The organism is Pseudoalteromonas sp. meg-B1, from assembly GCF_003173795.1.
Taxonomy (GTDB): Bacteria; Pseudomonadota; Gammaproteobacteria; order Enterobacterales; family Alteromonadaceae; genus Pseudoalteromonas; species Pseudoalteromonas undina.
The window spans coordinates 840798-863656 of the sequence record NZ_QGQU01000001.1; the positions used below are offsets into that span (position 1 = coordinate 840798).

Genomic DNA, 22859 nt, shown 5'->3' on the forward strand with positions numbered 1-22859 from the left:
AAGAATATGGTGCGGAAGGAGAGACTTGAACTCTCACATCCTAAGATACTGGAACCTAAATCCAGCGCGTCTACCAATTCCGCCACTCCCGCATATCACTTTGAATTAATCAAAGAAATGGTAGTTATTTTAAACTCTTCATTGAGCTGCAATTTAACTCTTGCAGAGCCACTTCTAGAAAAGAAATGGTGGCTAAGACGGGATTTGAACCTGTGACCCCATCATTATGAGTGATGTGCTCTAACCAGCTGAGCTACTTAGCCATTGTTGGCTGGGATACCAGGATTTGAACCTGGGAATGCCAGGATCAAAACCTGGTGCCTTACCGCTTGGCGATATCCCAACAATAAACAATTGATAATTTTAATTCTCATCAAGAATATGGTGCGGAAGGAGAGACTTGAACTCTCACATCCTAAGATACTGGAACCTAAATCCAGCGCGTCTACCAATTCCGCCACTCCCGCATTATCGCTTTGAATTAATCAAAGAAATGGTAGTTATTTTAAACTCTTCATTGAGCAACAAAAAATAAATGGTGGCTAAGACGGGATTTGAACCTGTGACCCCATCATTATGAGTGATGTGCTCTAACCAGCTGAGCTACTTAGCCATCTTTTTTGTTAGCACTTCATCGCTGAGTGCGGGGCGTATTATGCTGATATGCCCCAAATTCGTCAACACCTTTTTTGCAAAAAAACACTTAAGTTGGTTTGTTTGCAGGAAAAATAGGCTAACCGGCTACTTTTTAATTAAAACGTTGCTTTTTTAACACTCTTTATCAGCGTGGCATTGTAATTATAGATGTGTTTTACAATTCTGAGCTTATGGTAAAAGTAGCTAATTATTGTTTTTATTCGGCTGAAAATAAAAAAGGCCCGTAAAAACGAGCCTTTTAAAAACAATTAGCCACTCAAGGTGGTGCAGTGTTTAATTATACGTTGAATAAGAAGTTCATTACATCGCCATCTTTAACAATGTATTCTTTACCTTCTTGACGCATTTTACCTGCTTCTTTTGCACCGCTTTCGCCTTTACATGCAATAAAGTCATCAAAAGCAATTGTTTGTGCACGGATAAAGCCACGTTCAAAGTCGGTATGGATTTTACCTGCAGCTTGTGGCGCTGTTGCACCCACAGGGATAGTCCATGCACGAACTTCTTTTACACCCGCAGTAAAGTAGGTTTGTAAGTGCAGTAATTCATAACCGCCACGAATAACAAGGTTAAGCCCTGGCTCTTCAAGACCAAGGTCAGCCATAAACTCTAACTTGTCTTCATCTTCAAGCTCAGAAAGCTCAGACTCGATAGCGGCACACACAGGTACTACAACCGCATCTTCAGCGGCAGCTATTTCACGCACACGATCAAGTAGTGGGTTATTTTCAAATCCATCTTCTGCTACGTTGGCAATATACATCGTTGGTTTGATGGTTAAGAAGTTAATAGGTGCAATTGCTGCTTTTTCTTCTTTTGTTAGTGCTAAAGAACGTAAAGTTAAGCCTTCATCAAGATGCACTTTTACTTTTTCAAGTACTGCATTTTGCTCTTTTGCGTCTTTATCACCGCCTTTTGCTTTTTTTGCATTACGGAAAATTGCTTTATCAGCACTGTCCATATCAGCAAGTACAAGCTCAGTGTTGATCACGTCAATGTCGTCCGCAGGGTCAATAGTACCGGCTACGTGAATAACGTTTTCATCTTCAAAACAGCGAACTACATGGCCAATCGCATCTGTTTCACGAATATTTGCTAAAAACTGATTGCCTAGGCCTTCACCTTTCGATGCACCTTTAACTAAACCTGCAATATCCACAAATTCCATACTTGTTGTAAGAATACGTTGTGGGTTAACAATTTTAGCAAGTTCGTCTAGGCGAGGATCTGGCACCGGTACCACACCTGTATTAGGTTCAATGGTACAAAAAGGAAAATTAGCGGCTTCAATACCCGCTTTAGTCAATGCATTGAAAAGTGTTGATTTACCAACATTAGGCAAGCCAACGATGCCACATTTAAAACCCATAGTAAGATACCTTGTTTAGATTCGTTTAAAACGTGTGTACGTATACCCCTAAAAATTAGGGTTTAAACGAATGTAGTCTGTTTTGTGCTTTTAACACACCGTCTTTAGCAAGTATTTCCATACAACGAACTGCTTCATCAACTGCGGCATCCATTTTTTCCTGATCTTCCTTGGCTGCTTTTCCAAGCACCCAACCGGTGACCATTTCACGATGTCCTGGATGACCAACACCTATGCGTAAGCGCATAAAGTCTTTTTGATTTGCCATTTTTGCAATAATGTCTTTTAAGCCATTATGACCGCCATGTCCGCCGCCTTTTTTTAATTTGGCAACGCCTGGGTCTAAATCCAATTCATCATGGGCGACAAGTATGTCTTCCACTGGGATTTTAAAAAAATTGGCTAAACTACTCACCGCTTTGCCACTTAAGTTCATGTAAGTGGTGGGGATCAGTAATTTGAATTCTTTGCCTTGAATAATCACTTTGCCAGTAAGGCCGTGATATTTAGGGTCGTGTTTTAGCGTGCAGTTGTAGCGTGCAGCGAGTTCTTGAATGAACCAAGCACCTGCGTTGTGGCGTGTATTTGCGTATTCGGGGCCTGGATTAGCCAGGCCCACAAGCATTTGAATAGAATTCAAGGTGCGAGACCTTAAATATTATTCTGCAGCGTCTGAAGCGTCGTCTTCAGTTGGAGCTGCTTTGTTAGCTTTGATAGTAACGATAGACTGATCGTGGCCTTCGCCTTTACCAAGCTCAACAGATTGAACACCTTTAGGGAACGCAAGATCTGTAAGGTGGATTGAATCACCAGCTACAAGATCAGATACGTCTACTTCGATGAATTCTGGAAGTGACTTAGGAAGACAAGAAATCTCAACTTCAGTTAACTGGTGAACAACAGTTGCACCTAACTTAGTTACTTTATCTTCACCGATGAAGTGTAAAGGAACCTTAGTTACTAGTTTGTGAGTTGCGTCTACACGTTGGAAATCAAGGTGAGTAAGCTTAGGCTTGAAAGGGTGACGTTGGATATCTTTTAAGATAGCTTCAACTTTCTCGCCACCTACATTTAATGTAAGGATGTGAGTGTAAAAGCCTTCGTCTTCTTGTGCTTTGATCATATCTTTATGTTCAAAAGTAAGCGATAAAGCTTCTTTATCAGCTCCATAAAGGATTGCCGGCACTTTGTCTTCGCGACGTAGGCGGCGGCTCGCACCAGTACCAGTTTCTACGCGAAGTTCAGCGTCATAAGTATAAGTTGTGTTAGACATGATGTCTCCAATAATTAAAAGTGTTAGGGCCTTTGCGACCAAGGTCCCTAGCCAAAAGGCGCGCTATCATACCACTGCGGGTTTATAAAATAAACATCACCTACAAAAAAAGCGCCAAAAGGCGCTTTTATACTCATTAATGTTTAACTTTAATGTTCAAACATTGCCGAGATAGATTCTTCGTTGCTAATGCGACGAATAGTCTCTGCTAACATATCTGCAAGTGTTAATACTTTAACAATATCAAGCGCTTTTAGTTCGTCAGACAGTGGAATTGAGTCAGTTACAATCACTTCATCAATCACAGAGTTACGTAAGTTTTCTGCAGCTGTACCAGAAAGAATAGGGTGAGTAGCGTAAGCAAATACACGTTTAGCACCATGCTCTTTAAGAGCTTCAGCTGCTTTACACAATGTACCACCGGTATCAATCATGTCATCAACAATAATACAATCACGACCTTCAACGTCACCAATAATATGCATTACTTGAGAAACGTTAGCTTGAGGGCGACGTTTATCAATAATAGCTAGGTCGGTATCGTTCAATAGTTTTGCAATTGCACGGGCACGTACAACACCACCAATATCAGGTGATACAACAACCACGTCATCAAAGTCGCGGTTTTTCATATCTTCTAATAATACCGGGCTGCCAAATACGTTATCTACTGGTACATCGAAGAAGCCTTGGATTTGCTCAGCATGTAAATCAACCGTAAGAACGCGGTCAACACCTACACTTGATAAGAAATCCGCAACCACTTTAGCTGTAATTGGCACACGCGCAGAACGTACACGACGATCTTGACGAGCATAACCAAAATAAGGAATAACGGCAGTGATACGACCGGCAGATGCACGTCGTAGCGCATCAACCATAACGATAAGTTCCATCAGGTTATCGTTAGTAGGGGCACAGGTTGATTGTAAGATAAAAACATCCGAGCCACGAACATTTTCATTAATTTGAACACTGATCTCACCGTCACTAAAACGGCCAACAACAGCATCGCCTAATTCAATATATAAACGTTTTGCAACTTTTTGAGCTAGGTCAGGTGTTGCGTTACCAGCGAAGAGCTTCATGTCAGGCACGGTAGGGTTCCTCAGGCACTGAATTTTTGGACTAACTTACATTGAATGAACAAAGTAGGTTAACTTATGATTACTTGTACGTTACTTCATTTATCAATGATGGCGGCTAACTCCGTGTGAGCAGGAGAAGTATTAACGCTTGATGCGATAAACCCCTGCCAAGTATGGGGGAGGTTAGCAAGTACATCTTGTGCTTGAACTTGACTAGCAAATTCAACAAAACAACATGAACCTGTTCCGGTCATCTTTGATGGGGCGTATTTTAGCAACCACTGCAGGGTTTTTTCAACCTCGGGACACAGCTTTTTCACTAAAGGCTCACAATCGTTAGTCAAAACCTGTTGTTGCCAGTCACCTAAAAGTTTAGGCGTGTCACGTTTTAAATCGGGGTGAGTAAATATTTGTGCAGTACTGACATGCTGGTTTGGAAAAACAACGCAGTACCATTTTTGTGGCAATTTAACATACTCTAATTGCTCGCCAATGCCATGTGCTATGGCACTTTTACCTTTAATGAATACAGGTACGTCAGCACCGAGCTTCAAGCCTAAATCTGCAAGTTCATCTAGTGTAAGAGCGGTATTCCACAGTGTATTAAGCGCTAAAAGTGTTGACGCGGCATCGGATGAGCCACCACCAACACCTCCGCCCATAGGCAAACGTTTAGTTAAATTTATTTTTGCACCTAAATTCACTTTACACTGAGTTTGCAATAATAAAGCTGCTTTATAAATTAAGTTGTCAGTTAGTGCAATGCCATGAGTGTCACCGCTAATACTAATACTTTTATCATTAGTAAGCGTAAAATGGAGCTCGTCGCCATAGTTTAAAAATGTAAACAGGGTTTCTAATTCATGATAGCCATCATCACGGCGACCATTAATATGTAAAAATAAATTTAGCTTCGCCGGCGCAATCAGCGAAAGTTCAAAGGGAGTATTCATAATTAGTTAAACTGCCAATCGTAGAGTTTGATTTTAATTTTAATCTTTTGATGGGTTAAGGTTAGCGCGTTAGGTAACCAAAAACCGTGTTTTTGTATGTAACTGGTGTAGTTTATTTGCCATTTTTTGCCAGCGTCATCAAACCATAACACGCTTTTAGCACGGCCTAATTGATCGACTTCTAAGGTTTGATCGTCAATAGTGGCTTTTAACCACTGACCGGCGTTATTTACCGGTAAAGTAAACCCCGTTAAGCGTTGTAAAAGTTTACTCGCATTAGTATCAAAAAACTGTTGATCATCAAATATTAATTCAGCCCCCACTGCGGTTTGTTTGAGCGATAAAATTCGGGTGCCAATAAATGTGGTTAACACTAAATGATTACTATTTTGTGTTTGTTGCCAATTTAAGTTAGCAGATTGGCGCTCATCAGGGCTAATAAACGCTAATTTACCTTCCACCTGCCAAGTTTTTTGTGTACTAAGACGTAACTTCCAGTCTTCGTAAGTTTTTGTATTGTAGTTGTTTTTATTGGCGCAGCCCGTTAAAAAAACAAATAACAGGGTTAAAATAAAATATTGTCGAGTCAAATGTTGTTCCTTACTTTCCATATTCCTGAGATTTTTGATAAAATTGCCGCCTATGTAGTAGGGCTCAGCAATATTTGGCAGATATGACCATAATAGCACTTGGTATTAATCACAAAACCGCATCCGTAGATTTACGAGAAAAAGTGGCCTTTTCGCCTGAGCAAATTTCAGAGGCGCTACAGCAATTAAGTGGTCATGCCGACTTTAATGAAGCGGTTATTGTGTCTACCTGTAATCGCACTGAAGTGTATTGTAGCCTTGCGCAACAAAATTCCCAAACATTGTTGCAATGGTTAGCCAGTTTCCATGGTTTAGATGAACATGAACTGAGTAAAAACATCTACTGTTATGAAGACAGCGCAGCAATAAACCATTTAATGCGTGTAGCCTGCGGGCTTGATTCGCTGGTGTTAGGTGAACCACAGATTTTAGGGCAAATAAAGCAAGCGTATAACAGCGCTAAAACCCACGATGCGGTGGGTGTAACTTTTGATCGTTTGTTTCAAAAAACCTTTTCAGTGGCAAAAGAAGTACGCACCGAAACTAACATTGGTGCGAGTGCAGTCTCGGTTGCGTTTGCTGCGGTTAATCTTGCAAAGCATATTTATGGCAAATTAGACAAAACCAAGGTGCTATTAATTGGTGCTGGTGAAACCATTGAGCTGGTAGCAAAACATTTATACCAAAATGAGCCACAAAAAATAACGGTAGCTAATAGAACAATAGAACGGGCTCGCGGCTTAGCGGATGAAGTGTCAGCAGATGTTATTGCCTTGGCACAATTACCAGAACGATTACACCAAGCCGATATTGTTATTAGCTCCACCGCCAGTACTTTGCCTATTATTGGTAAAGGAGTGGTGGAACAAGCACTGAAACAACGTCGTTATAAACCTATGCTATTTATAGATATTGCTGTACCACGCGATATTGAAAGCCAAGTCGGAGAGCTTGACGACGCTTATTTATATTCCGTTGATGACTTACAAGCCATTGTTAGCGAAAACATGGCTGCACGTGAGCAAGCGGCAGAACAAGCACAAATTATTATTAGTGAGCGCACCAAAGAGTTTTTTATGTGGCTGCGTTCACTTGATTCAGTGGATTTAATTCGCCACTACCGTAATGATGTACAAACTACAAAAGCAGAACTTGTAGATAGGGCCCTAAGCCAGCTTAATACAGGTAAAAATGCAGAAAAAGTAATTTTAGAGCTAGCCAATAAATTAACCAATCGCTTAATGCACGCGCCTACCCGTGCCATCCAAGATGCAGCGAAAAAAGGTGAAGTGGCTCAGTTAAATCAATTGAAAAAAATGTTAGGTATAGATCAGGAATAACAGTTAAATGAAAGAGTCCGTTTATCGTAAATTAGAAACCTTAGTTGAGCGCTATGAAGAAGTACAAGCGCTACTAAGTGACCCATCGGTCATTAGTGATCAAAACCGCTTTCGTACTCTTTCAAAAGAATACTCTGAGCTTGAAGAAGTGGTAAAAACATTTTTAGCGTACCAGCAAGCACAAGAGGATTTGAGCAGTGCTGAAGAAATGCTTAAAGATTCAGACCCTGAAATGCGTGAAATGGCACAAGAAGAATACAAAGAAGCAAAAGCACAGATTTCGACTTTAGAAGATGACATTCAAGTTCTGATGCTCCCTAAAGATCCGAGAGACAACAACAATGTATTTTTAGAGGTTCGTGCAGGAACAGGGGGCGATGAAGCTGCTATTTTTGCTGGCGACTTATTCAGAATGTATAGCCGTTACGCAGAAACAAAAAAATGGAAAGTAGAGGTTGTTACCACCAACGAAGGTGAGCACGGTGGTTACAAAGAAGTAATTGCTAACATCAGCGGTGAAGGTGTTTACGGACAATTAAAATTTGAATCAGGCGTTCACCGTGTACAACGTGTTCCTGAAACTGAGTCTCAAGGCCGTGTACATACCTCAGCATGTACTGTAGCTGTTATGGCTGAAGTACCAGAAGCAGAAGCCATCGAAATCAATACTGCCGACATTAAAGTTGATACTTTTAGAGCGTCGGGCGCGGGTGGTCAGCACGTAAATAAAACCGACTCTGCCATTCGTATTACCCATTTACCTACGGGTGTAGTGGTTGAGTGTCAAGATGAGCGCTCTCAGCATAAAAACCGTGCTAAAGCGATGTCGGTATTGGCTGCGCGCCTTCAGCAAGCTGAAGATGAAAAGCGTCATGCTGCTGAAGCATCAGAACGTCGTAACTTAGTTGGCAGCGGCGATCGTTCTGAGCGTATTCGTACATACAACTATCCACAAGGTCGTATTACCGATCACCGTATTAACTTAACGCTTTATCGTCTTAATGAAGTGGTAGCGGGTGATTTAGGCGCCGTTGTCGAGCCTCTAATGCAAGAGCATCAAGCAGATTTACTTGCAGCAATGGGCGACGATTAATCGTGACGCCTTCTGTTGAAAACGCTATTACTACAGGTACTAATTTATTAGCATCAAGTAGTGATAGCGCAAAGTTAGATGCACAAGTATTACTGCTCAATATTTTACAAAAGCCACGAAGTTATTTATTTACTTGGCCTGAAAAACAGCTCACAGATGAGCAGTATCAGGCATTTCAACGTGCCTGTGAACGTCGCTTACAAGGCGAACCTGTTTCGCATATTACCGGCTGTCGTGAATTTTGGAGTTTGCAGCTTGAAGTGAACCCAACAACACTTATCCCTCGACCTGATACAGAAACCTTAGTTGAACTTGCGCTTGAGTGCGAAGTGCCTAAAAACGCGAAAGTACTTGATTTAGGCACGGGCACGGGAGCTATAGCACTGGCACTTGGGAGCGAAATGCCCTCATGGGATATTATTGCTGTTGATCGTATTGATGATGCGGTAGCGTTGGCAAAGCGCAACCAAGAGCGATTAGCTATTCATAATGTGACTGTTGAGCAGAGTAACTGGTTTAGTGCGTTAAAAAACAAAAAATTTGATCTAATTGTAACCAATCCACCCTATATAGAACATGACGATGTTCACTTACATCAAGGCGACGTGCGCTTTGAACCTTTGTCTGCATTAGTCGCAGATGATGCAGGAATGGCTGATATTAAACAAATAATTACACAATCACGTGACTATTTACACGCAAGTGGCTATCTTTTAATTGAACACGGATTTGAGCAAAGTGCAGCTGTGCGTCATATTTTCAATCAAATGGCGTTTATAAATGTAAGCACAGTGAAAGATCTTGGTAATAACGACCGCGTAACGTTCGGACAATGGCCCTAAATTATTTATAGTAGCTCCGTTGTTTGTTTGCATATGGTTTAAGGAATTCTATGTGATGGAAGATTTTTTATTTTCAAATGAACAACCACCTGAAGTAGCAAGTGAAGAGCAAGGAACATGGAAAGTTTTAATAGTTGATGATGAGCCAGAGGTTCACGCTGTTACCCGTTTAGCATTGAGTGACTTTAAGTTCCAAGATAAACGTCTGGAATTTATTAGCGCATATTCAGGTGCAGAAGCAAAAAAGTTAATTGATGAGCACCCAGATGCAGCCATCATCCTACTCGATGTTGTTATGGAAACTGACGACGCTGGTTTGCAAGTCGCGAAATACATACGCAATACCGTTAAAAATAATTACATTCGTATCATTTTACGCACTGGGCAACCAGGTCAAGCCCCTGAGCGTCAAGTCATTGTCAATTACGACATAAATGACTACAAATCTAAAACAGAACTCACCGCACAAAAACTATTCACCGTGATGATGGCTAGCCTTCGTTCGTATCGCGATATTATTTCTATTGAGCAGTCACGTGAGGGGCTGGAAAAAATAATTACCGCCTCTCGCAATATTTTTGCAACTCATTCAATGGATAACTTTATTGAAGGGGTGATGCAGCAGCTAACCTCCTTGCTTAATGTGGCCGACGAAGCTATGTATGCCACTACCTTAGTTGCGCAAAATCCGTCAGAGGAATTAAATAAAAAACTGATTGTTTGCTCTGGCACTGGTGATTTTGCTAAGCGCGAAGGGGAAGAGCTAGAAACAGTATTAGCAGCAGATCAACTCTTAGCGTGCCAAGAAGCCCTAGCTAACAAAGCAATTGTTTATAAAGATGACTATTTGTTTGCCTATTGTAGTAGTAAATTTAATCATAATTCGATGTTATTTGTATCCGGTGTGCCATCGAAACTGACAGATACGCAACGAAATCTAATCGAAATTTTTTCTCAAAATGTGCAGTTGGCATTTGAAAATGTACAATTACACACTGAAGTTGAAGCCACCCAGCAAGAACTTGTCTATCGTTTAAGCGAAGCAGTTGAACAGCGTTCATGTGAAACGGGTAATCATGTAAAACGGGTTGCTTATATTTGTTATGAACTGGCATTAGCGTATGGATTATCTGAAGAGCAAGCGAATTTAATTCGCTTTGCCTCGCCTCTACATGATGTGGGTAAAATAGGTATTCCGGATGCTATTTTAAATAAACCCGGTAAATTAAACAGTGATGAGTGGGAAGTTATGAAAACCCATGCAGGCAAAGGCTACGCCATTTTAAAAGATTCACCGCGTAAAATAGTCAGTGCAGGGGCCTTAATTGCACAGCAACATCACGAAAAATGGGATGGGTCTGGTTACCCTTGCGGCTTAAAAGGCGAGAGTATCGATATTTTTGCTCGCATAGTGGCATTGGCCGATGTGTATGATGCACTGCGTCATAAACGTTGTTATAAAGGTGCGTGGACACTTGAAGAAGCCGTTGCTGAGATCAATGCAAACAAAGGTACGCATTTTGATCCTAAACTTGTTGATGTATTCAATGATAAACTTGAAGAACTTGAAGCGGTAATTTTACGCTTTCCTGATAAAACACATAACTAAACAGAAGTAACAATACACATGGATTATTTAGCATTAAAACATACGCACATGGCGATTGCGCTAGTGAGTATTATTTTATTTTACGTACGTTCTTTTTCGCGCATGGGCAGTGGCAGCCTTGCTAAAAATAAAGTGGTTTTCATTGGTAGCCACAGTATAGATACCTTACTAATCATCTCGGCTATTACTTTAATGGCCATGGCTAAAATAAATCCGTTAGAGCAACTTTGGCTATTAGAAAAAATTGTACTGGTGGTTGTTTATATCGCCGTTGGGATTATTAGTGCGAAGCAAACCACAACATTACCTAAAGTTATGTTTTTAGTGTTTAACACTGCGGTTATCTTAGCTATTGGCTTTTTAGCAACCGCCAAAGCCCCGCTATTGTTGTAATTAACAATACTTGCTTAAGCTTTACACTACAGGTGTAAAGCTTGCCTCTTTATTTCATTTCTGATTATTGGTATCTAACCTTAAAATTAGGTAAACTACATGTTCGTTTTCTAGAATGTTGTAGTATGAATGACCACCCTCGGGTTTGATGAACACGATGAATCTTATATAGAAGATGCCTACGATGATTTTTTGCCACCGGCAATATATCGTTGTATTAAAGCAGAAGCTAAATGGGACCCTCAAATAGACTTAACACCAAGTCTTAAAATATTGACTGCGTTTGAGCAACAAATAGAGACTATTTGTTCGCAAACACGCGATGCACATGATCGTTTAGAACAACTACTTGATTGCTTTTACAGTCAGTGGTTATTTAGTGCGTCAAGCCTTAAAGTACCTGAGTACAAGCTAAACAGTATTAGCTACACCTTATCTATGCGCAGTGGTACACCCACGACCTTAGCTATTTTGTTATGCCATTTTTTACAGCATGCAAAACTTGATGCCAGTGTAAGCATAACTCAAGGCGAAGTGGGCATTCACGTCGCAATGAGCGATGATGAAGGGTACATTGTTGAGCCAAGTAGTGGTCAACAAAGCTGGTATATCATTCCTGAAAATACCAACGAAGATAATGCACAAGAGCAAGAGCCTCTTGAGCTTATTTTTGAAGACGAAGTATATAAATTATTTTTAGCGCAACAAAAATGGTCTTTTATTAGTGAGAACAAATTTGGTCATGCGTTAACTTGCGTTGATTTGTTAATGGAAATGCTAGGGGATGATCCCTATGAGCGACGCGACAGAGGCTATTTACTAAATCAGCTAGGTTGCCCTAAAATGGCACGAGATGATTTACAATTTTTTGTTGATGAATGTCCCGACGACCCTGCTATTGAAGTTATCCAACATCAAATCGAAGAACTTGAAGATAATCATAAAACCCACCATTAAAAATAAAAATAGGAAACGTTATGGCTGATCCCCAAACTGCCTTGATCACCAATGATGCTGTTGTACTAGGTTTACTGGCGATTATTTTAGGCTTTATTTTTAAAACCTCGTCAAGTCAGCGCCCAGGGCTTGTAACATTTTACAAATATGTGCCTGCATTATTGCTGTGCTATTTTTTACCATCGTTGCTAAATACCTTTGGTATTGTTGATGGCTCGCAATCGAGTGTGTATTACGTTGCCTCGCGGTATTTATTACCTGCGTGTTTAATCTTACTAACTATTAGCATTGATTTAAGAGCGATTATTAATCTAGGCCCTAAAGCATTAATTATGTTCTTAACGGGCACCGCAGGTATTGTGATTGGTGGGCCATTAGCTATTTTAATTATGAGTGCCGTTTACCCTGAAGCAGTGGGTGGACATGGCCCTGATGCTGTTTGGCGCGGTATGACAACTATTGCGGGTAGCTGGATTGGCGGCGGCGCGAACCAAGCGTCTATGAAAGAGATGTTTGAAGTTGGCGGTGATATCTTCTCTGCTATGGTTACTGTTGATGTGATTGTGGCTAATCTATGGATGGCGGTATTATTATTAATGGCGGCTAACCATAAAGCGATTGATGCCAAAGCGGGGGCCGATACCACTGCGATTGAAGATTTAAAACAGCGTGTTGAAAAATACCATGCAGAGCATGCCCGTATGCCAACGCTGAATGATTACATGATGATTATTGCTATTGCCTTTGGTATTACTGGTTTAGCACATTTTTGTGCTGATATTTTAGGACCGTTCTTTGCCAATAACTATGCATGGGCAAAAGAATACAGTTTAAATAGTAAGTTCTTTTGGCTTATTGTTATATCGACCACTATAGGCATTAGTTTATCGTTCACTAGAGTGCGTCATATCGAAGCCTTTGGCTCGTCTAAAGTGGCATCAGCATTTTTATATATCTTAGTAGCATCAATTGGCCTGCATATGAATGTGATGGCGATTTTTGATTCACCAATGTATTTTGTGCTTGGTGCAATTTGGATGCTAACTCACGCCAGCTTAATGCTGATTGTTGCTAAACTAATTAAAGCGCCGTTATTTTACATGGCTGTTGGCTCTCAGGCCAATGTAGGTGGCGCGGCCTCGGCTCCTGTTGTCGCCGCTGCGTTTCATCCATCACTGGCACCGGTAGGCGTTTTATTAGCAGTACTAGGCTATGGTGTAGGTACATATATGGCGTATATTTGTGGATTAATGATGCAAGCAGTTGCACCATAAGGAATTAAAATGAACAACCAAGTTATAAATATTAATCAAATAGAACTGGCAAATGATAAACCTTTCGTTTTATTTGGTGGCATGAATGTGCTGGAATCTCGTGATTTAGCGATGCGTATTGCCGAGCATTATGTTGAAGTGACCACTAAATTAAATATTCCTTATGTATTTAAGGCGTCATTTGATAAAGCCAATCGCTCGTCAATCAATTCTTACCGTGGTCCGGGCATGGAAGAAGGCTTAAAGATATTTGAAGAGATTAAAAATACCTTTAATATTCCGCTGATCACCGATGTGCACGAACCTCATCAAGCAGCACCGGTTGCAGAGGTTGTTGATGTTATTCAGCTACCGGCATTTTTGGCTCGTCAAACAGACTTAGTGGTTGCAATGGCAAAAACAGGCGCGATTATTAATGTGAAAAAGCCACAGTTTTTAGCCCCACATGAAATGCGTCATATCATTACTAAATTTAATGAAGCGGGCAATAATAATGTGGCCTTGTGTGAACGTGGTTCAAGCTTTGGTTATAACAACCTAGTGGTTGATATGCTGGGCATGGATGACATGAAAACCATGGCGCCCGTTATATTTGACGCTACTCATGCGCTACAACGTCCTGGCGGTCGAGCTGATTCTGCCGATGGTCGTCGTGCTCAAGCAGCAGAACTGGCTCGTAGTGGCATGGCACTGGGTATTGCAGGCTTATTTATTGAAGCACACCCAAATCCAAATGAAGCAAAATGTGATGGCCCTTGTGCATTAGCACTGAGTAAATTAGAAGGGTACTTATCGCAAATGAAAGCGGTTGATGATTTAATCAAAAGCTTTGCTCCGCTTGATACCAGTGCTAGCGATTTATAAAAAAGTGATTTACTCATTAAAAAGCGACTTCGGTCGCTTTTTTTGTGGCTTGAATATACTCTTTCCCAGCATAGGTATATAATTCACCGCATAAGAAAAACTAATTCTAAGCTTGGTTGCCATGTCAAGACGAGTTCCTCCATTAAACGCGCTAAAAGCTTTTGAAGCTGCAGCCCGTCATTTAAGCTTTACTAAAGCCGCAGAAGAGTTGTATGTGACGCAGGCTGCGGTAAGCCATCAAATTAAAACCCTCGAAGAGCACTTAGGGTTAAAGTTGTTTTTGCGTAAAAATCGCTCGTTACTTCTAACCGAAGAAGGTCAAGGCTACTTTTTAGATATTAAAGAGATTTTTACTCAGCTAATTGACGCAACCGAAAAGCTACTAGCCCGTGGTGCAAAAGGCTCGCTAACAGTGAGTTTAACCCCGAGCTTTGCGATTCAATGGCTTATTCCTCGATTGAGCTTATTTAACGAGTTACACCCTGAAATTGATGTGCGAATTAAAGCCCAAGATCAGGACGAAAATTCGTTAACAGACGATGTTGATATTTCAATTTATTATGGTCGCGGTCATTGGAGTGGCGTACAAGCTTATAAATTGCACACTGAATACTTAGTGCCACTGTGTAGCCCATTATTGTTAAGTGGCCCTAGAGCGCTTAATCAACCAAGTGATTTAGCAAACCATACCTTGTTGCATGACACCACTCGTAAAAACTGGAAAACGTGGATGAAAACCGCGGGTGTTCGCAACGTACAAGTTAACCAAGGGCCTATTTTTAGTCATTCATCTATGGTGCTGCAAGCTGCGGTACATGGCCAAGGTGTTGCAATAGGTAATAGTGTTTTAGCAAAACCAGATATTGATGCAGGTCGATTAGTGATCCCGTTTAATCACAGTTTAGAAAGTAAAAACGCCTATTATTTGGTGATCCGTGAGTCGCAAAATGAATTAGGTAAAATTGTGTCATTTAAAGATTGGATGTTAAGCCTAGTTGAGCAGGAGCAAGAATATTAATGAGCATTGAATGGGTTAAAAGCAGTGAGCAACCTGCAATCGCACAGTTTATATTTGCGCATGGTGCAGGGGCTGGCAGTGATTCTGAGTTTATGCAAACCATGGCCAAACAGCTCAGTGAGTATGGTATTGACGTTGGGCTGTTTGATTTTGAATACATGCAAATTGCTAAACAAACCAATAAACGTCGCCCACCAGAGCGAGCACCAAAATTACTTACATATTTTGAGCATATACTTACTCAAGCTGATGCAAATTTACCGCTATTTATAGGGGGTAAATCAATGGGCGGGCGAATGGCGTCTATGCTTGCTTGCTCAACCTCGCATACTGTTTTAGGTGTACTTGCGTTTGGTTATCCGTTTCATCCACCGGGCAAGCCAGAAAAGCTCCGAACAGATCACTTTGCAGACATACCATGTCCTTTTTTAGTACTACAAGGTGAACGAGACACCTTTGGCACCCGTGAAGAGCTTGCCACAATGGCAATGCCAAAACAGCCGCAGTATATATGGTTAACTGATGGTGACCACTCACTAAAACCACGTAAAAAAAGTGGTATAACTGAGCAACAAAACCTGAATGTTGCAGCAATGCAGGCGGCTAACTTTATCAAAAGCACCATTGAGAATGTAAAAGAGGAAAAACATGATTAAACTATTTTTACTCGCAGGCAGTTTTTTTTGTATGCTTTCAGTGATACTGGGCGCATTTGCTGCCCATGGTTTAAAAAGTCGCTTATCAGATTACGCTATTGGTATTTTTAAAACCGCCGCCGAGTATCAAATGGTACATGGGCTGGCACTGATTGCAGTGGCAATCTTAATAAAGTGGGGCATTAACTTAAGCATGGCAGGTGGTTTTTTTATAGCGGGTACACTGTTATTTAGTGGCAGCTTATATTTACTGGCTTTAACCGGCTTAAAGTGGCTGGGCCCAATTACACCTCTAGGTGGACTGTGTTTTATTATTGGTTGGATAGTTATTTTAGTGCAAGTTGCACGATTTAAGTTTTAAAGAGTTTAAGGGTTAATATGTCTAGTGTTGTGATTTACTGTCGTAGTGGTTTTGAAAGCGATGCCGCTGCTGAAATAACGTTTCACGCCGCCGAGCAAGGGTTTGCAGGGTATGTAAAAGCAAAACCAAATACCGGTTATGTTATTTATGAATGTTTTGAAGCGCAGCACAGCGACGAAATAATCAAAAAAGTTGATTTTAAAAATATGGTATTTGCACGCCAATGGTTTGCCGGTAACCTGATAGAAAATATGCCATTAGAGGATAGAGTGGGCGCTATTGTAGATGCCGCAAAAGACTTTACTTTATGCTCTGAACTACGAGTAGAAACACCCGATACCAACGAGGGCAAAGAGTTACTGACTTTTTGTAAAAAAATATCAACTCCGCTTAAAAAAGCGCTCGAGAAACAAAACACCGTATTGCGTGAACCAAAAGCCAATCGTCCAGTAATGCATGTGCTGTTTTTAGCTAATAATACTGCGTATGTGGGTCACTCTTATAGCTATAACAACTCACCTTTCTTTATGGGGATTCTGCGTTTACGTATGCCAAACGATGGCCCAAGCCGTTCAACCCTTAAGTTAGATGAAGCATTTAATGTATTTATTCCTGAGCAGCAGCGTGAGTCAAGAGTACAAGCTGGGATGCGCAGCGTTGATTTAGGTGCTTGCCCAGGTGGTTGGACTTATCAGTTGGTTCGCCGTGGTATGTTTGTTAGCGCGATAGATAATGGTCCAATGAATGAAAGTTTAATGGAAACAGGACAAGTAAAACATTTTAGAGAAGATGGTTTTAAATACCGCCCAGAAAAAAGAAACATAACCTGGTTAGTTTGCGATATGGTAGAAAAACCAACGAAAGTAACTAACTTGATGATTGACTGGGCAGTAAATGCCTATGCAAAAGAGCTTATTTTTAATCTAAAACTACCGATGAAAAAACGCTTTGATAGTGTATATGAATGTCTAAAAATGATTAGGGAGGAAATGGCGAAGTTCGGTATTAGCTACGAATTACAAGCTAAGCATTTGTACCATGATCGTGAAGAGATAACGGTGCACTTAAACGTAATTAAAGTACCACAAAGCTTATATAGTTAATTGATTAGCGAGTATAAAAAATGGGCCAACAGGCCCATTTTTTTTAACTACGATATTGTGGTCGGTAATGCTCAACCCATAACCGTGTAGCGCCGCACACTGCCACAGGCATCACAATTAAATTTATAAATGGGATAGCGGTTAGCAGCATCACTGCAAAGCCAAACCCGTAAGATAAGCCTTGTTTGCTTTTTAAGTCATTTTTCATTTGAGTGAAGCTAACTTTGTGGTTATCAAAAGCATAATCTTTATATTGCACCGCATACATCCAGCAGGTAAAAAGCACCCAGAGCACTTGGCCTATTACCGGTAACACCCACAATAGAATAAAAAAGCCAATAGCGCGCGGGAGGTAGTAGCAAAGCTTAGTCCATTCTCGGCCTAGCATTCGCGGCACATCTTTGACTAAATCAGCTAATCCATCGTCGTTAATTTTTTGACCAGTTAAATACAGCTCAACTTTTTCACTTAGCAAGCCATTAAAAGGTGCGGCGATAAAGTTAGTAATAACGGTAAATAACATACTGTAACTAAACAGCACCACCAGTACAGCAATTGGCCACATTAACCATTCGAGCCAACTTAACCATTCTGGGAGCATGGCATTTACGGCATTAAAGCCATCACTCAGCCAGCCAAATAAAAAGAATAAGGAACTACCAAATAATAAAATATTAATAAGTAGGGGGATTAGTACAAAGCGTTTTAGTCCTTTTTGACTAATTAACTTAAACCCGGAAAAAAAATATTCCATACCTTGCGTTATTTGCACACTAACCTCATCGATTATTTATCTTTTGGCTATTATAAATAGCTTGATGATTTTAAACAGTACTTTTAAGTAACAAAGTATTTAATAAATGGTATTTCAAATAGAATGATAATAAATTGCTAGCTTGGGCAATTGCTTTGAATTCTTCGAAAGTGCCTAATGAAATAAAATGCTCGGCAATAGACAAAATTACCATAGATGCTAATTTCAATATTATGTATAGTCAAAAGACTATAATAAATTATTATATAGAATATAGCGGCGCATTTAGCGTAAGTGACTGTTGAGGAATATAATTTGATTGAAATCATGAGAGTCAGAAAGCTGCTTTCTCAGCAACAAAGTATATTATCTAAAATAGCCTTGGGTGCGCCACTTGATGAAGTACTTGAAAATATTTGTTTATCTATTGAGGATCTTATTGAAGACTCCTCTGCAAAGTGCTCTATATTAACACTCAAAGGTGAGCAGTTATTTCATAGTGCGGCGCCTAATATTGCAAAGGGTTACTGTGAGGCAATTAATGGCGTACATATCGGCCCCAGTGTTGGCTCATGCGGTACTGCAGTGTATGAAAAAAAGCGAGTAATAGCCTCAGATATTGCAACATCACCCTTATGGGAAAACTATAAAGCGTTGGCATTGAGTTTTGATTTAAGGTCGTGCTGGTCAACCCCTATTATTTCAACACAATCAGACATATTAGGCACTTTTGCAATTTATCATGACAGTGCCAAGTCACCGACACCACAAGATTTAGAGTTAATAGACTTTTTTGTTGATTTCACCAGTATTGCTTTAGAAAAGCACACAGAGTCACTAAAATCAAAAGTGTTACTTGCAGAATTACAGCAAAGTAATGAAAAGTTTAAAGCCTTCGCAAAAGTACTTCCCGATCTAACTCTTATTTTGAGTGAAGAAGGGGAGTATACCAACGTTTACGGCACTACTAATGAAAGTTTATATTTAAGCCAAGAGCATGTGATTAATCGTAATGTCAGAGATATTATGCCTCCCGAGGATGCTAATCCTATTATGGAGGTAATTGCCAAAACGCTTCAAACTAATGAAGTTCAAGTGTTTGAGTATCAGCTAAATATAAAAGGTAAACAACTTACATTTGAAGGACGAACAGCCCCGCTTGAAAGTTACCAACCTAATAATCCCTCTCAGCGACATGTAGTATGGATGGCCAGAGATATCTCTACTCGTAAAGCGGCAGAAGAAGAGGTGCAACGGTTAGCATTTTTTGACCCGCTTACAAACCTCCCGAACCGCAGAATGCTCAATGATAAACTCAGTATGTATGTTGAACAAATTAAGCAGTCTGATCACACGGGCGCACTCTTATTTTTAGATTTAGATAATTTTAAACGTATAAACGATTCATTAGGGCACAATGCCGGTGATGAAATACTGGTTGAGCTATCACAACGACTAACGCGTGTTTTAAACCCAACAGATACCCTTGCCCGCGTGGGCGGTGATGAATTTATTATACTCATTGAGAATGTAGGAGATAGCCATAAGCAAGCGAGTCTTGAATCAGAATTAATGGCTAAAGTGGTACAAAGCGTTTTTTATGACAAGTTTGAGATAGGGGATTTGGCGTTTCAAGTTAGCTGCAGTATAGGTATATGTTTAATTAATAACGCCAATGCTATTAGCGAAAATATTTTAAAATTTGCAGATACCGCCATGTATCGCTCTAAAATGAAAGGCGGTAATAGTAGTAGCTTTTACGATCCTGCACTGCAAACCTTACTGGAAAATCAAACTGAGCTTGAAACAGATATAGTCAGAGCGATTGCATGTGATGAATTTTGTGCTTACTTTCAGCCTCAATTATCAATTGATGGCAGTATTATTGGTGCAGAAGCACTCATACGATGGAATCACCCAACCAAAGGACTAATCTCTCCTAATTCGTTTATTCCGATTGCCGAGCAATTTGGCTTAATTCAAAAGTTACAAAACATTGTATTGCGCGATATTTGTATTTTACTGGAAACACTTCGAGATCATAACGCACTGAAAAACCAGTTTAATGTGTCTATTAACATTAGCCAGTGTCAGTTTAATTCTTCTACTTTAAAAGGAGAATTGTTTAAAGCGATTGAGACGTATGATGTATTACCCTCACAAATTAAATTAGAGATCACTGAGTCCATGTTAGCGGGTGATTTAATGAGTACGGTAAAGCAAATGAAAGAGCTAAAGTCGCAGGGATTTGTATTTTCAATTGATGACTTTGGTACCGGCTACTCGTGTTTAAAGCACTTGAGTGTTTTACCGATAGACGAACTAAAAATAGATAAAAGCTTTATCGATAAAGTGTTGGATAACGCATCGGGGCAAAGCATAGTTCAGTCTATTATTGGTTTAGGTCATAGTTTAGATATTAATATTGTAGCCGAAGGGGTCGAAAGTGCTGAGCAACTACATATATTAAAGTCTATGGGTGTAAACGCAGTGCAAGGGTTCTTATTTGCAAAACCATTAACACACAGCAATTACTTAAAATGGCATAAAGAGCACCAATAACATCGTGCTTGTTACTAACTGAGGCGACAAGTTTAGTTACCCCAATCAATAAGTCGCTTTGTTTAACCTCTAATTGGGCAGTAACGTTTGCTAACTTACTGCGTATTAGCTCAAACAGAAATGTATACTTTTTGTTTGTTTGTTTGCTAGCTAAGTGTAATGAGTTTTTTACTATTTTGTAACAGTTGCACAAATCATTGCTGTGGCATTGGTTTAGCGTTTTTAACGCGTTAAACTAGTCAGGAATTGGCAATAAGTCTACTTGTTGTGACATTATCTAAGCGTAAACACGACAGGTACTTAAAACTTGCTTTTGAGTTGCTTTTTTGTTCGTTGTAACTATGGTTTAGGGTTATGTCATGGTATGTCGCTATGTCGGTAACTGTAAAAAACCATTAGGAGCGATAAATGAATACCACGAAAGCAGCTTTAAAGTCGGGTGAAATACACTCTCCCCGAGTAAAGTTTCTGGAAGGGGTTGATATACCCGTTTTTTTAATCAGTGGCGGTATATTAGTTTTATTTGCCGCGCTGGCACTGTACGACATAAAACTGATGTCGGATTGGATAAACTCTGCCTTTGCCTTCTCCACCAAAATATTTGGCGCCTTTTGGCAAGTTCTGCTGTTATTAACCTTTGTGATTGGCATATTTTTGGCTGTAGGCCGCACCGGTTCAGTGGTGCTGGGTGGTTTAAAAACACCTGAAATATCTACCTTCAAATGGATCAGTATAATTATGTGCACTTTGCTTGCAGGTGGAGGTGTATTTTGGGCCGCAGCAGAGCCAATGGCACACTTTATTTCTCCGCCCCCGTTATTTGGTGGTGAAACTGGCACAAAGGATGCCGCCTACAACGCTCTTGCACAAAGCTTTATGCACTGGGGGTTTTTAGCCTGGGCTATTTTAGGTAGTTTGACCGGTATTGTTTATATGCATCTCCATTACGAAAAAGGATTACCGCTTAAACCGCGCACTTTGCTTTACCCGGTATTTGGCGATCGCGCAATGAAAGGTGCGCTTGGTACTATTGTTGATGCATGTTGTGTACTCGCTGTGGTTGCTGGCACTGTTGGTCCTATTGGTTTTTTAGGTTTACAAGTGAGTTTTGGTCTAGAAAAGTTGTTTGCCATTCCTGATACCTACACCACGCAGGTGGTTATTTTATTTAGCTTAATTGGAATTTACACACTTTCAGCGGTAAGTGGGGTTACCAAAGGTATTCAGCTACTAAGCCGTTTTAATGTTGTACTGGCAGTGTTGCTGATGTTGTTTATATTACTAATGGGGCCAACTGCGTTTATTATCGACAGTTACATTCATTCCTTTGGTTTGTATTTAGATAACTTTATTCCTATGGCTACATTTCGTGCCGATAAACCGTGGCTAGACTGGTGGACTGTATTCTTTTGGGGCTGGTTTTTAGGTTATGGCCCATTAATGGCTATGTTCGTTGCACGTATATCCCGTGGACGTACTATTCGTGAAATGATTTTACTTATTTCTGTGGTTGCCCCTGTGATCACGTGTTTTTGGTTTACTATTGTTGGCGGCTCAGGCATCTTTTTTGAATTAAATAATCCTGGCGTTATATCAGAGCCTTATGCTGGGCTTAATTTGCCAGCGGCATTGTTAGCCATCACTGAGCAGTTACCTATGGGATTTGTTGTGTCGGTGTTATTTTTAGTACTGACCACTATTTTTGTGGCAACAACAGGTGATTCAATGACGTATTCGGTATCTATGGTAATGACGGGTACCGATCACCCACAAACCTCTATTCGAGTGTTTTGGGGGATTATGATGGGGGTGATGGCGGCGTTGCTTATTTCTATAGGCGAGGGCGGAATTTCAGCCTTGCAGTCGTTTATTGTGGTCACTGCGGTGCCAGTTTCGTTTGTGTTACTACCTTCATTGTGGACAGCACCACAAATAGTTAAGAAAATGGCAGACGAACAAGGACTTTAATAATTGATAAAGAGCGCTAATAAGCGCTCTTTTTCTGGGTACATCATATTCTCACCTTGTTATTGAGCTATTTATTATCCTAGCAATAAACTAACCCACTAAAAATAACTTAGCCTAAGTAGGTTGTTCATTCCT

21 protein-coding genes and 5 tRNA genes are annotated in these 22859 nt (G+C 40.3%); 14 read left to right on the forward strand and 12 right to left on the reverse strand.

Annotated elements, in window-relative coordinates:
• Nucleotides 1–7 precede the first annotated feature (7 nt).
• The 11 genes from DK924_RS03935 to lolB all read right to left on the reverse strand — a co-directional run bounded on the left by DK924_RS03935 (nucleotide 8) and on the right by lolB (nucleotide 5930).
• Nucleotides 8–92, reverse strand: a tRNA-Leu gene (locus DK924_RS03935).
• A 94-nt stretch (nucleotides 93–186) separates the two neighbouring features.
• Nucleotides 187–263, reverse strand: a tRNA-Met gene (locus DK924_RS03940).
• Nucleotides 264–268: 5 nt separating this feature from the next.
• A tRNA-Gln gene (locus tag DK924_RS03945) sits at nucleotides 269–343 on the reverse strand.
• A 39-nt stretch (nucleotides 344–382) separates the two neighbouring features.
• A tRNA-Leu gene (locus tag DK924_RS03950) sits at nucleotides 383–467 on the reverse strand.
• Nucleotides 468–536: 69 nt separating this feature from the next.
• A tRNA-Met gene (locus tag DK924_RS03955) sits at nucleotides 537–613 on the reverse strand.
• Between the two features lie 321 nt (nucleotides 614–934).
• On the reverse strand, nucleotides 935–2026 hold the full coding sequence (gene ychF / locus DK924_RS03960; protein ID WP_008115165.1) for a redox-regulated ATPase YchF: 1092 nt from the start codon (nucleotides 2024–2026) through the stop codon (nucleotides 935–937).
• Nucleotides 2027–2081: 55 nt separating this feature from the next.
• The gene (gene pth / locus DK924_RS03965) at nucleotides 2082–2666 is read right to left on the reverse strand and encodes an aminoacyl-tRNA hydrolase (RefSeq protein WP_008115166.1); all 585 of its coding nucleotides are present in this window, start codon (nucleotides 2664–2666) and stop codon (nucleotides 2082–2084) included.
• An 18-nt stretch (nucleotides 2667–2684) separates the two neighbouring features.
• The gene (locus DK924_RS03970) at nucleotides 2685–3299 is read right to left on the reverse strand and encodes a 50S ribosomal protein L25/general stress protein Ctc (protein ID WP_010388341.1); all 615 of its coding nucleotides are present in this window, start codon (nucleotides 3297–3299) and stop codon (nucleotides 2685–2687) included.
• A 149-nt stretch (nucleotides 3300–3448) separates the two neighbouring features.
• Nucleotides 3449–4396, reverse strand: a complete 948-nt coding sequence (locus DK924_RS03975; RefSeq protein ID WP_008115168.1) for a ribose-phosphate pyrophosphokinase — start codon at nucleotides 4394–4396, stop codon at nucleotides 3449–3451.
• A gap of 86 nt (nucleotides 4397–4482) precedes the next feature.
• Nucleotides 4483–5340, reverse strand: a complete 858-nt coding sequence (gene ispE / locus DK924_RS03980; protein ID WP_109874385.1) for a 4-(cytidine 5'-diphospho)-2-C-methyl-D-erythritol kinase — start codon at nucleotides 5338–5340, stop codon at nucleotides 4483–4485.
• A gap of 2 nt (nucleotides 5341–5342) precedes the next feature.
• Nucleotides 5343–5930: a lipoprotein insertase outer membrane protein LolB gene (gene lolB, locus DK924_RS03985; RefSeq protein WP_010388344.1), complete on the reverse strand. Its 588-nt coding sequence runs from the start codon at nucleotides 5928–5930 to the stop codon at nucleotides 5343–5345.
• 83 nt (nucleotides 5931–6013) lie between these two features.
• Between lolB and hemA the strand changes: the two genes are divergently transcribed.
• From hemA to rlmM, 12 genes are all read left to right on the forward strand, one after another.
• On the forward strand, nucleotides 6014–7270 hold the full coding sequence (gene hemA, locus DK924_RS03990; RefSeq protein WP_175610046.1) for a glutamyl-tRNA reductase: 1257 nt from the start codon (nucleotides 6014–6016) through the stop codon (nucleotides 7268–7270).
• 7 nt (nucleotides 7271–7277) lie between these two features.
• Entirely contained in the window at nucleotides 7278–8363 is a 1086-nt protein-coding gene (gene prfA / locus DK924_RS03995; protein WP_010388346.1) for a peptide chain release factor 1, read from the forward strand.
• Nucleotides 8364–8365: 2 nt separating this feature from the next.
• Nucleotides 8366–9205 carry a peptide chain release factor N(5)-glutamine methyltransferase gene (gene prmC / locus DK924_RS04000; RefSeq protein ID WP_109874386.1) on the forward strand — a complete coding sequence of 280 codons (840 nt, stop codon included), beginning with the start codon at nucleotides 8366–8368 and terminating at the stop codon, nucleotides 9203–9205.
• Between the two features lie 55 nt (nucleotides 9206–9260).
• Entirely contained in the window at nucleotides 9261–10814 is a 1554-nt protein-coding gene (locus DK924_RS04005) for a DUF3369 domain-containing protein (protein WP_010388348.1), read from the forward strand.
• 18 nt (nucleotides 10815–10832) lie between these two features.
• Entirely contained in the window at nucleotides 10833–11207 is a 375-nt protein-coding gene (locus DK924_RS04010) for a SirB2 family protein (RefSeq protein ID WP_055013325.1), read from the forward strand.
• 129 nt (nucleotides 11208–11336) lie between these two features.
• Nucleotides 11337–12164: a tetratricopeptide repeat protein gene (locus DK924_RS04015; RefSeq protein WP_109874387.1), complete on the forward strand. Its 828-nt coding sequence runs from the start codon at nucleotides 11337–11339 to the stop codon at nucleotides 12162–12164.
• 20 nt (nucleotides 12165–12184) lie between these two features.
• The gene (locus tag DK924_RS04020; protein WP_010388358.1) at nucleotides 12185–13438 is read left to right on the forward strand and encodes a DUF819 domain-containing protein; all 1254 of its coding nucleotides are present in this window, start codon (nucleotides 12185–12187) and stop codon (nucleotides 13436–13438) included.
• Nucleotides 13439–13447: 9 nt separating this feature from the next.
• Entirely contained in the window at nucleotides 13448–14302 is an 855-nt protein-coding gene (gene kdsA, locus DK924_RS04025; protein ID WP_054202475.1) for a 3-deoxy-8-phosphooctulonate synthase, read from the forward strand.
• 121 nt (nucleotides 14303–14423) lie between these two features.
• Nucleotides 14424–15320 carry a transcriptional regulator GcvA gene (locus DK924_RS04030; protein WP_008115185.1) on the forward strand — a complete coding sequence of 299 codons (897 nt, stop codon included), beginning with the start codon at nucleotides 14424–14426 and terminating at the stop codon, nucleotides 15318–15320.
• On the forward strand, nucleotides 15320–15976 hold the full coding sequence (locus tag DK924_RS04035) for an alpha/beta family hydrolase (RefSeq protein ID WP_109874388.1): 657 nt from the start codon (nucleotides 15320–15322) through the stop codon (nucleotides 15974–15976). Before DK924_RS04030 ends, DK924_RS04035 begins: the two co-directional genes overlap by 1 nt.
• Nucleotides 15969–16337 (forward strand): DUF423 domain-containing protein, encoded by a 369-nt coding sequence (locus tag DK924_RS04040; protein ID WP_010388367.1) that lies wholly within the window; start codon nucleotides 15969–15971, stop codon nucleotides 16335–16337. The genes DK924_RS04035 and DK924_RS04040 overlap by 8 nt, the downstream gene beginning before the upstream one ends.
• A gap of 17 nt (nucleotides 16338–16354) precedes the next feature.
• Nucleotides 16355–17440: a 23S rRNA (cytidine(2498)-2'-O)-methyltransferase RlmM gene (gene rlmM / locus DK924_RS04045; RefSeq protein ID WP_055013323.1), complete on the forward strand. Its 1086-nt coding sequence runs from the start codon at nucleotides 16355–16357 to the stop codon at nucleotides 17438–17440.
• A 43-nt stretch (nucleotides 17441–17483) separates the two neighbouring features.
• On the opposite strand, the gene cysZ is transcribed toward rlmM, so the two are convergent.
• Nucleotides 17484–18194, reverse strand: a complete 711-nt coding sequence (gene cysZ / locus DK924_RS04050) for a sulfate transporter CysZ (protein WP_375231853.1) — start codon at nucleotides 18192–18194, stop codon at nucleotides 17484–17486.
• Nucleotides 18195–18509: 315 nt separating this feature from the next.
• Between cysZ and DK924_RS04055 the strand changes: the two genes are divergently transcribed.
• Entirely contained in the window at nucleotides 18510–20756 is a 2247-nt protein-coding gene (locus DK924_RS04055) for a bifunctional diguanylate cyclase/phosphodiesterase (protein ID WP_109874390.1), read from the forward strand.
• 408 nt (nucleotides 20757–21164) lie between these two features.
• A complete protein-coding gene (locus DK924_RS04060) occupies nucleotides 21165–22724 on the forward strand; it encodes a BCCT family transporter (RefSeq protein ID WP_109874391.1) in 1560 nt (519 codons plus the stop codon).
• Nucleotides 22725–22859 lie beyond the last annotated feature (135 nt).

Excerpts from the sequence above, each read along its gene's own strand:
- DK924_RS04030 (WP_008115185.1), top strand. The coding sequence starts at position 14,424 with ATGTCAAGACGAGTTCCTCCATTAAACGCGCTAAAAGCTTTTGAAGCT.
- ispE (WP_109874385.1), bottom strand. The coding sequence starts at position 5,340 with ATGAATACTCCCTTTGAACTTTCGCTGATTGCGCCGGCGAAGCTAAAT.
- DK924_RS04020 (WP_010388358.1), top strand. The coding sequence starts at position 12,185 with ATGGCTGATCCCCAAACTGCCTTGATCACCAATGATGCTGTTGTACTA.
- DK924_RS04015 (WP_109874387.1), top strand. The coding sequence starts at position 11,337 with ATGACCACCCTCGGGTTTGATGAACACGATGAATCTTATATAGAAGAT.
- DK924_RS04040 (WP_010388367.1), top strand. The coding sequence starts at position 15,969 with ATGATTAAACTATTTTTACTCGCAGGCAGTTTTTTTTGTATGCTTTCA.
- cysZ (WP_375231853.1), bottom strand. The coding sequence starts at position 18,194 with ATGGAATATTTTTTTTCCGGGTTTAAGTTAATTAGTCAAAAAGGACTA.
- rlmM (WP_055013323.1), top strand. The coding sequence starts at position 16,355 with ATGTCTAGTGTTGTGATTTACTGTCGTAGTGGTTTTGAAAGCGATGCC.
- ychF (WP_008115165.1), bottom strand. The coding sequence starts at position 2,026 with ATGGGTTTTAAATGTGGCATCGTTGGCTTGCCTAATGTTGGTAAATCA.
- prfA (WP_010388346.1), top strand. The coding sequence starts at position 7,278 with ATGAAAGAGTCCGTTTATCGTAAATTAGAAACCTTAGTTGAGCGCTAT.
- DK924_RS04035 (WP_109874388.1), top strand. The coding sequence starts at position 15,320 with ATGAGCATTGAATGGGTTAAAAGCAGTGAGCAACCTGCAATCGCACAG.
- DK924_RS04005 (WP_010388348.1), top strand. The coding sequence starts at position 9,261 with ATGGAAGATTTTTTATTTTCAAATGAACAACCACCTGAAGTAGCAAGT.
- kdsA (WP_054202475.1), top strand. The coding sequence starts at position 13,448 with ATGAACAACCAAGTTATAAATATTAATCAAATAGAACTGGCAAATGAT.
- DK924_RS03970 (WP_010388341.1), bottom strand. The coding sequence starts at position 3,299 with ATGTCTAACACAACTTATACTTATGACGCTGAACTTCGCGTAGAAACT.
- DK924_RS04010 (WP_055013325.1), top strand. The coding sequence starts at position 10,833 with ATGGATTATTTAGCATTAAAACATACGCACATGGCGATTGCGCTAGTG.
- DK924_RS04060 (WP_109874391.1), top strand. The coding sequence starts at position 21,165 with ATGAATACCACGAAAGCAGCTTTAAAGTCGGGTGAAATACACTCTCCC.
- hemA (WP_175610046.1), top strand. The coding sequence starts at position 6,014 with ATGACCATAATAGCACTTGGTATTAATCACAAAACCGCATCCGTAGAT.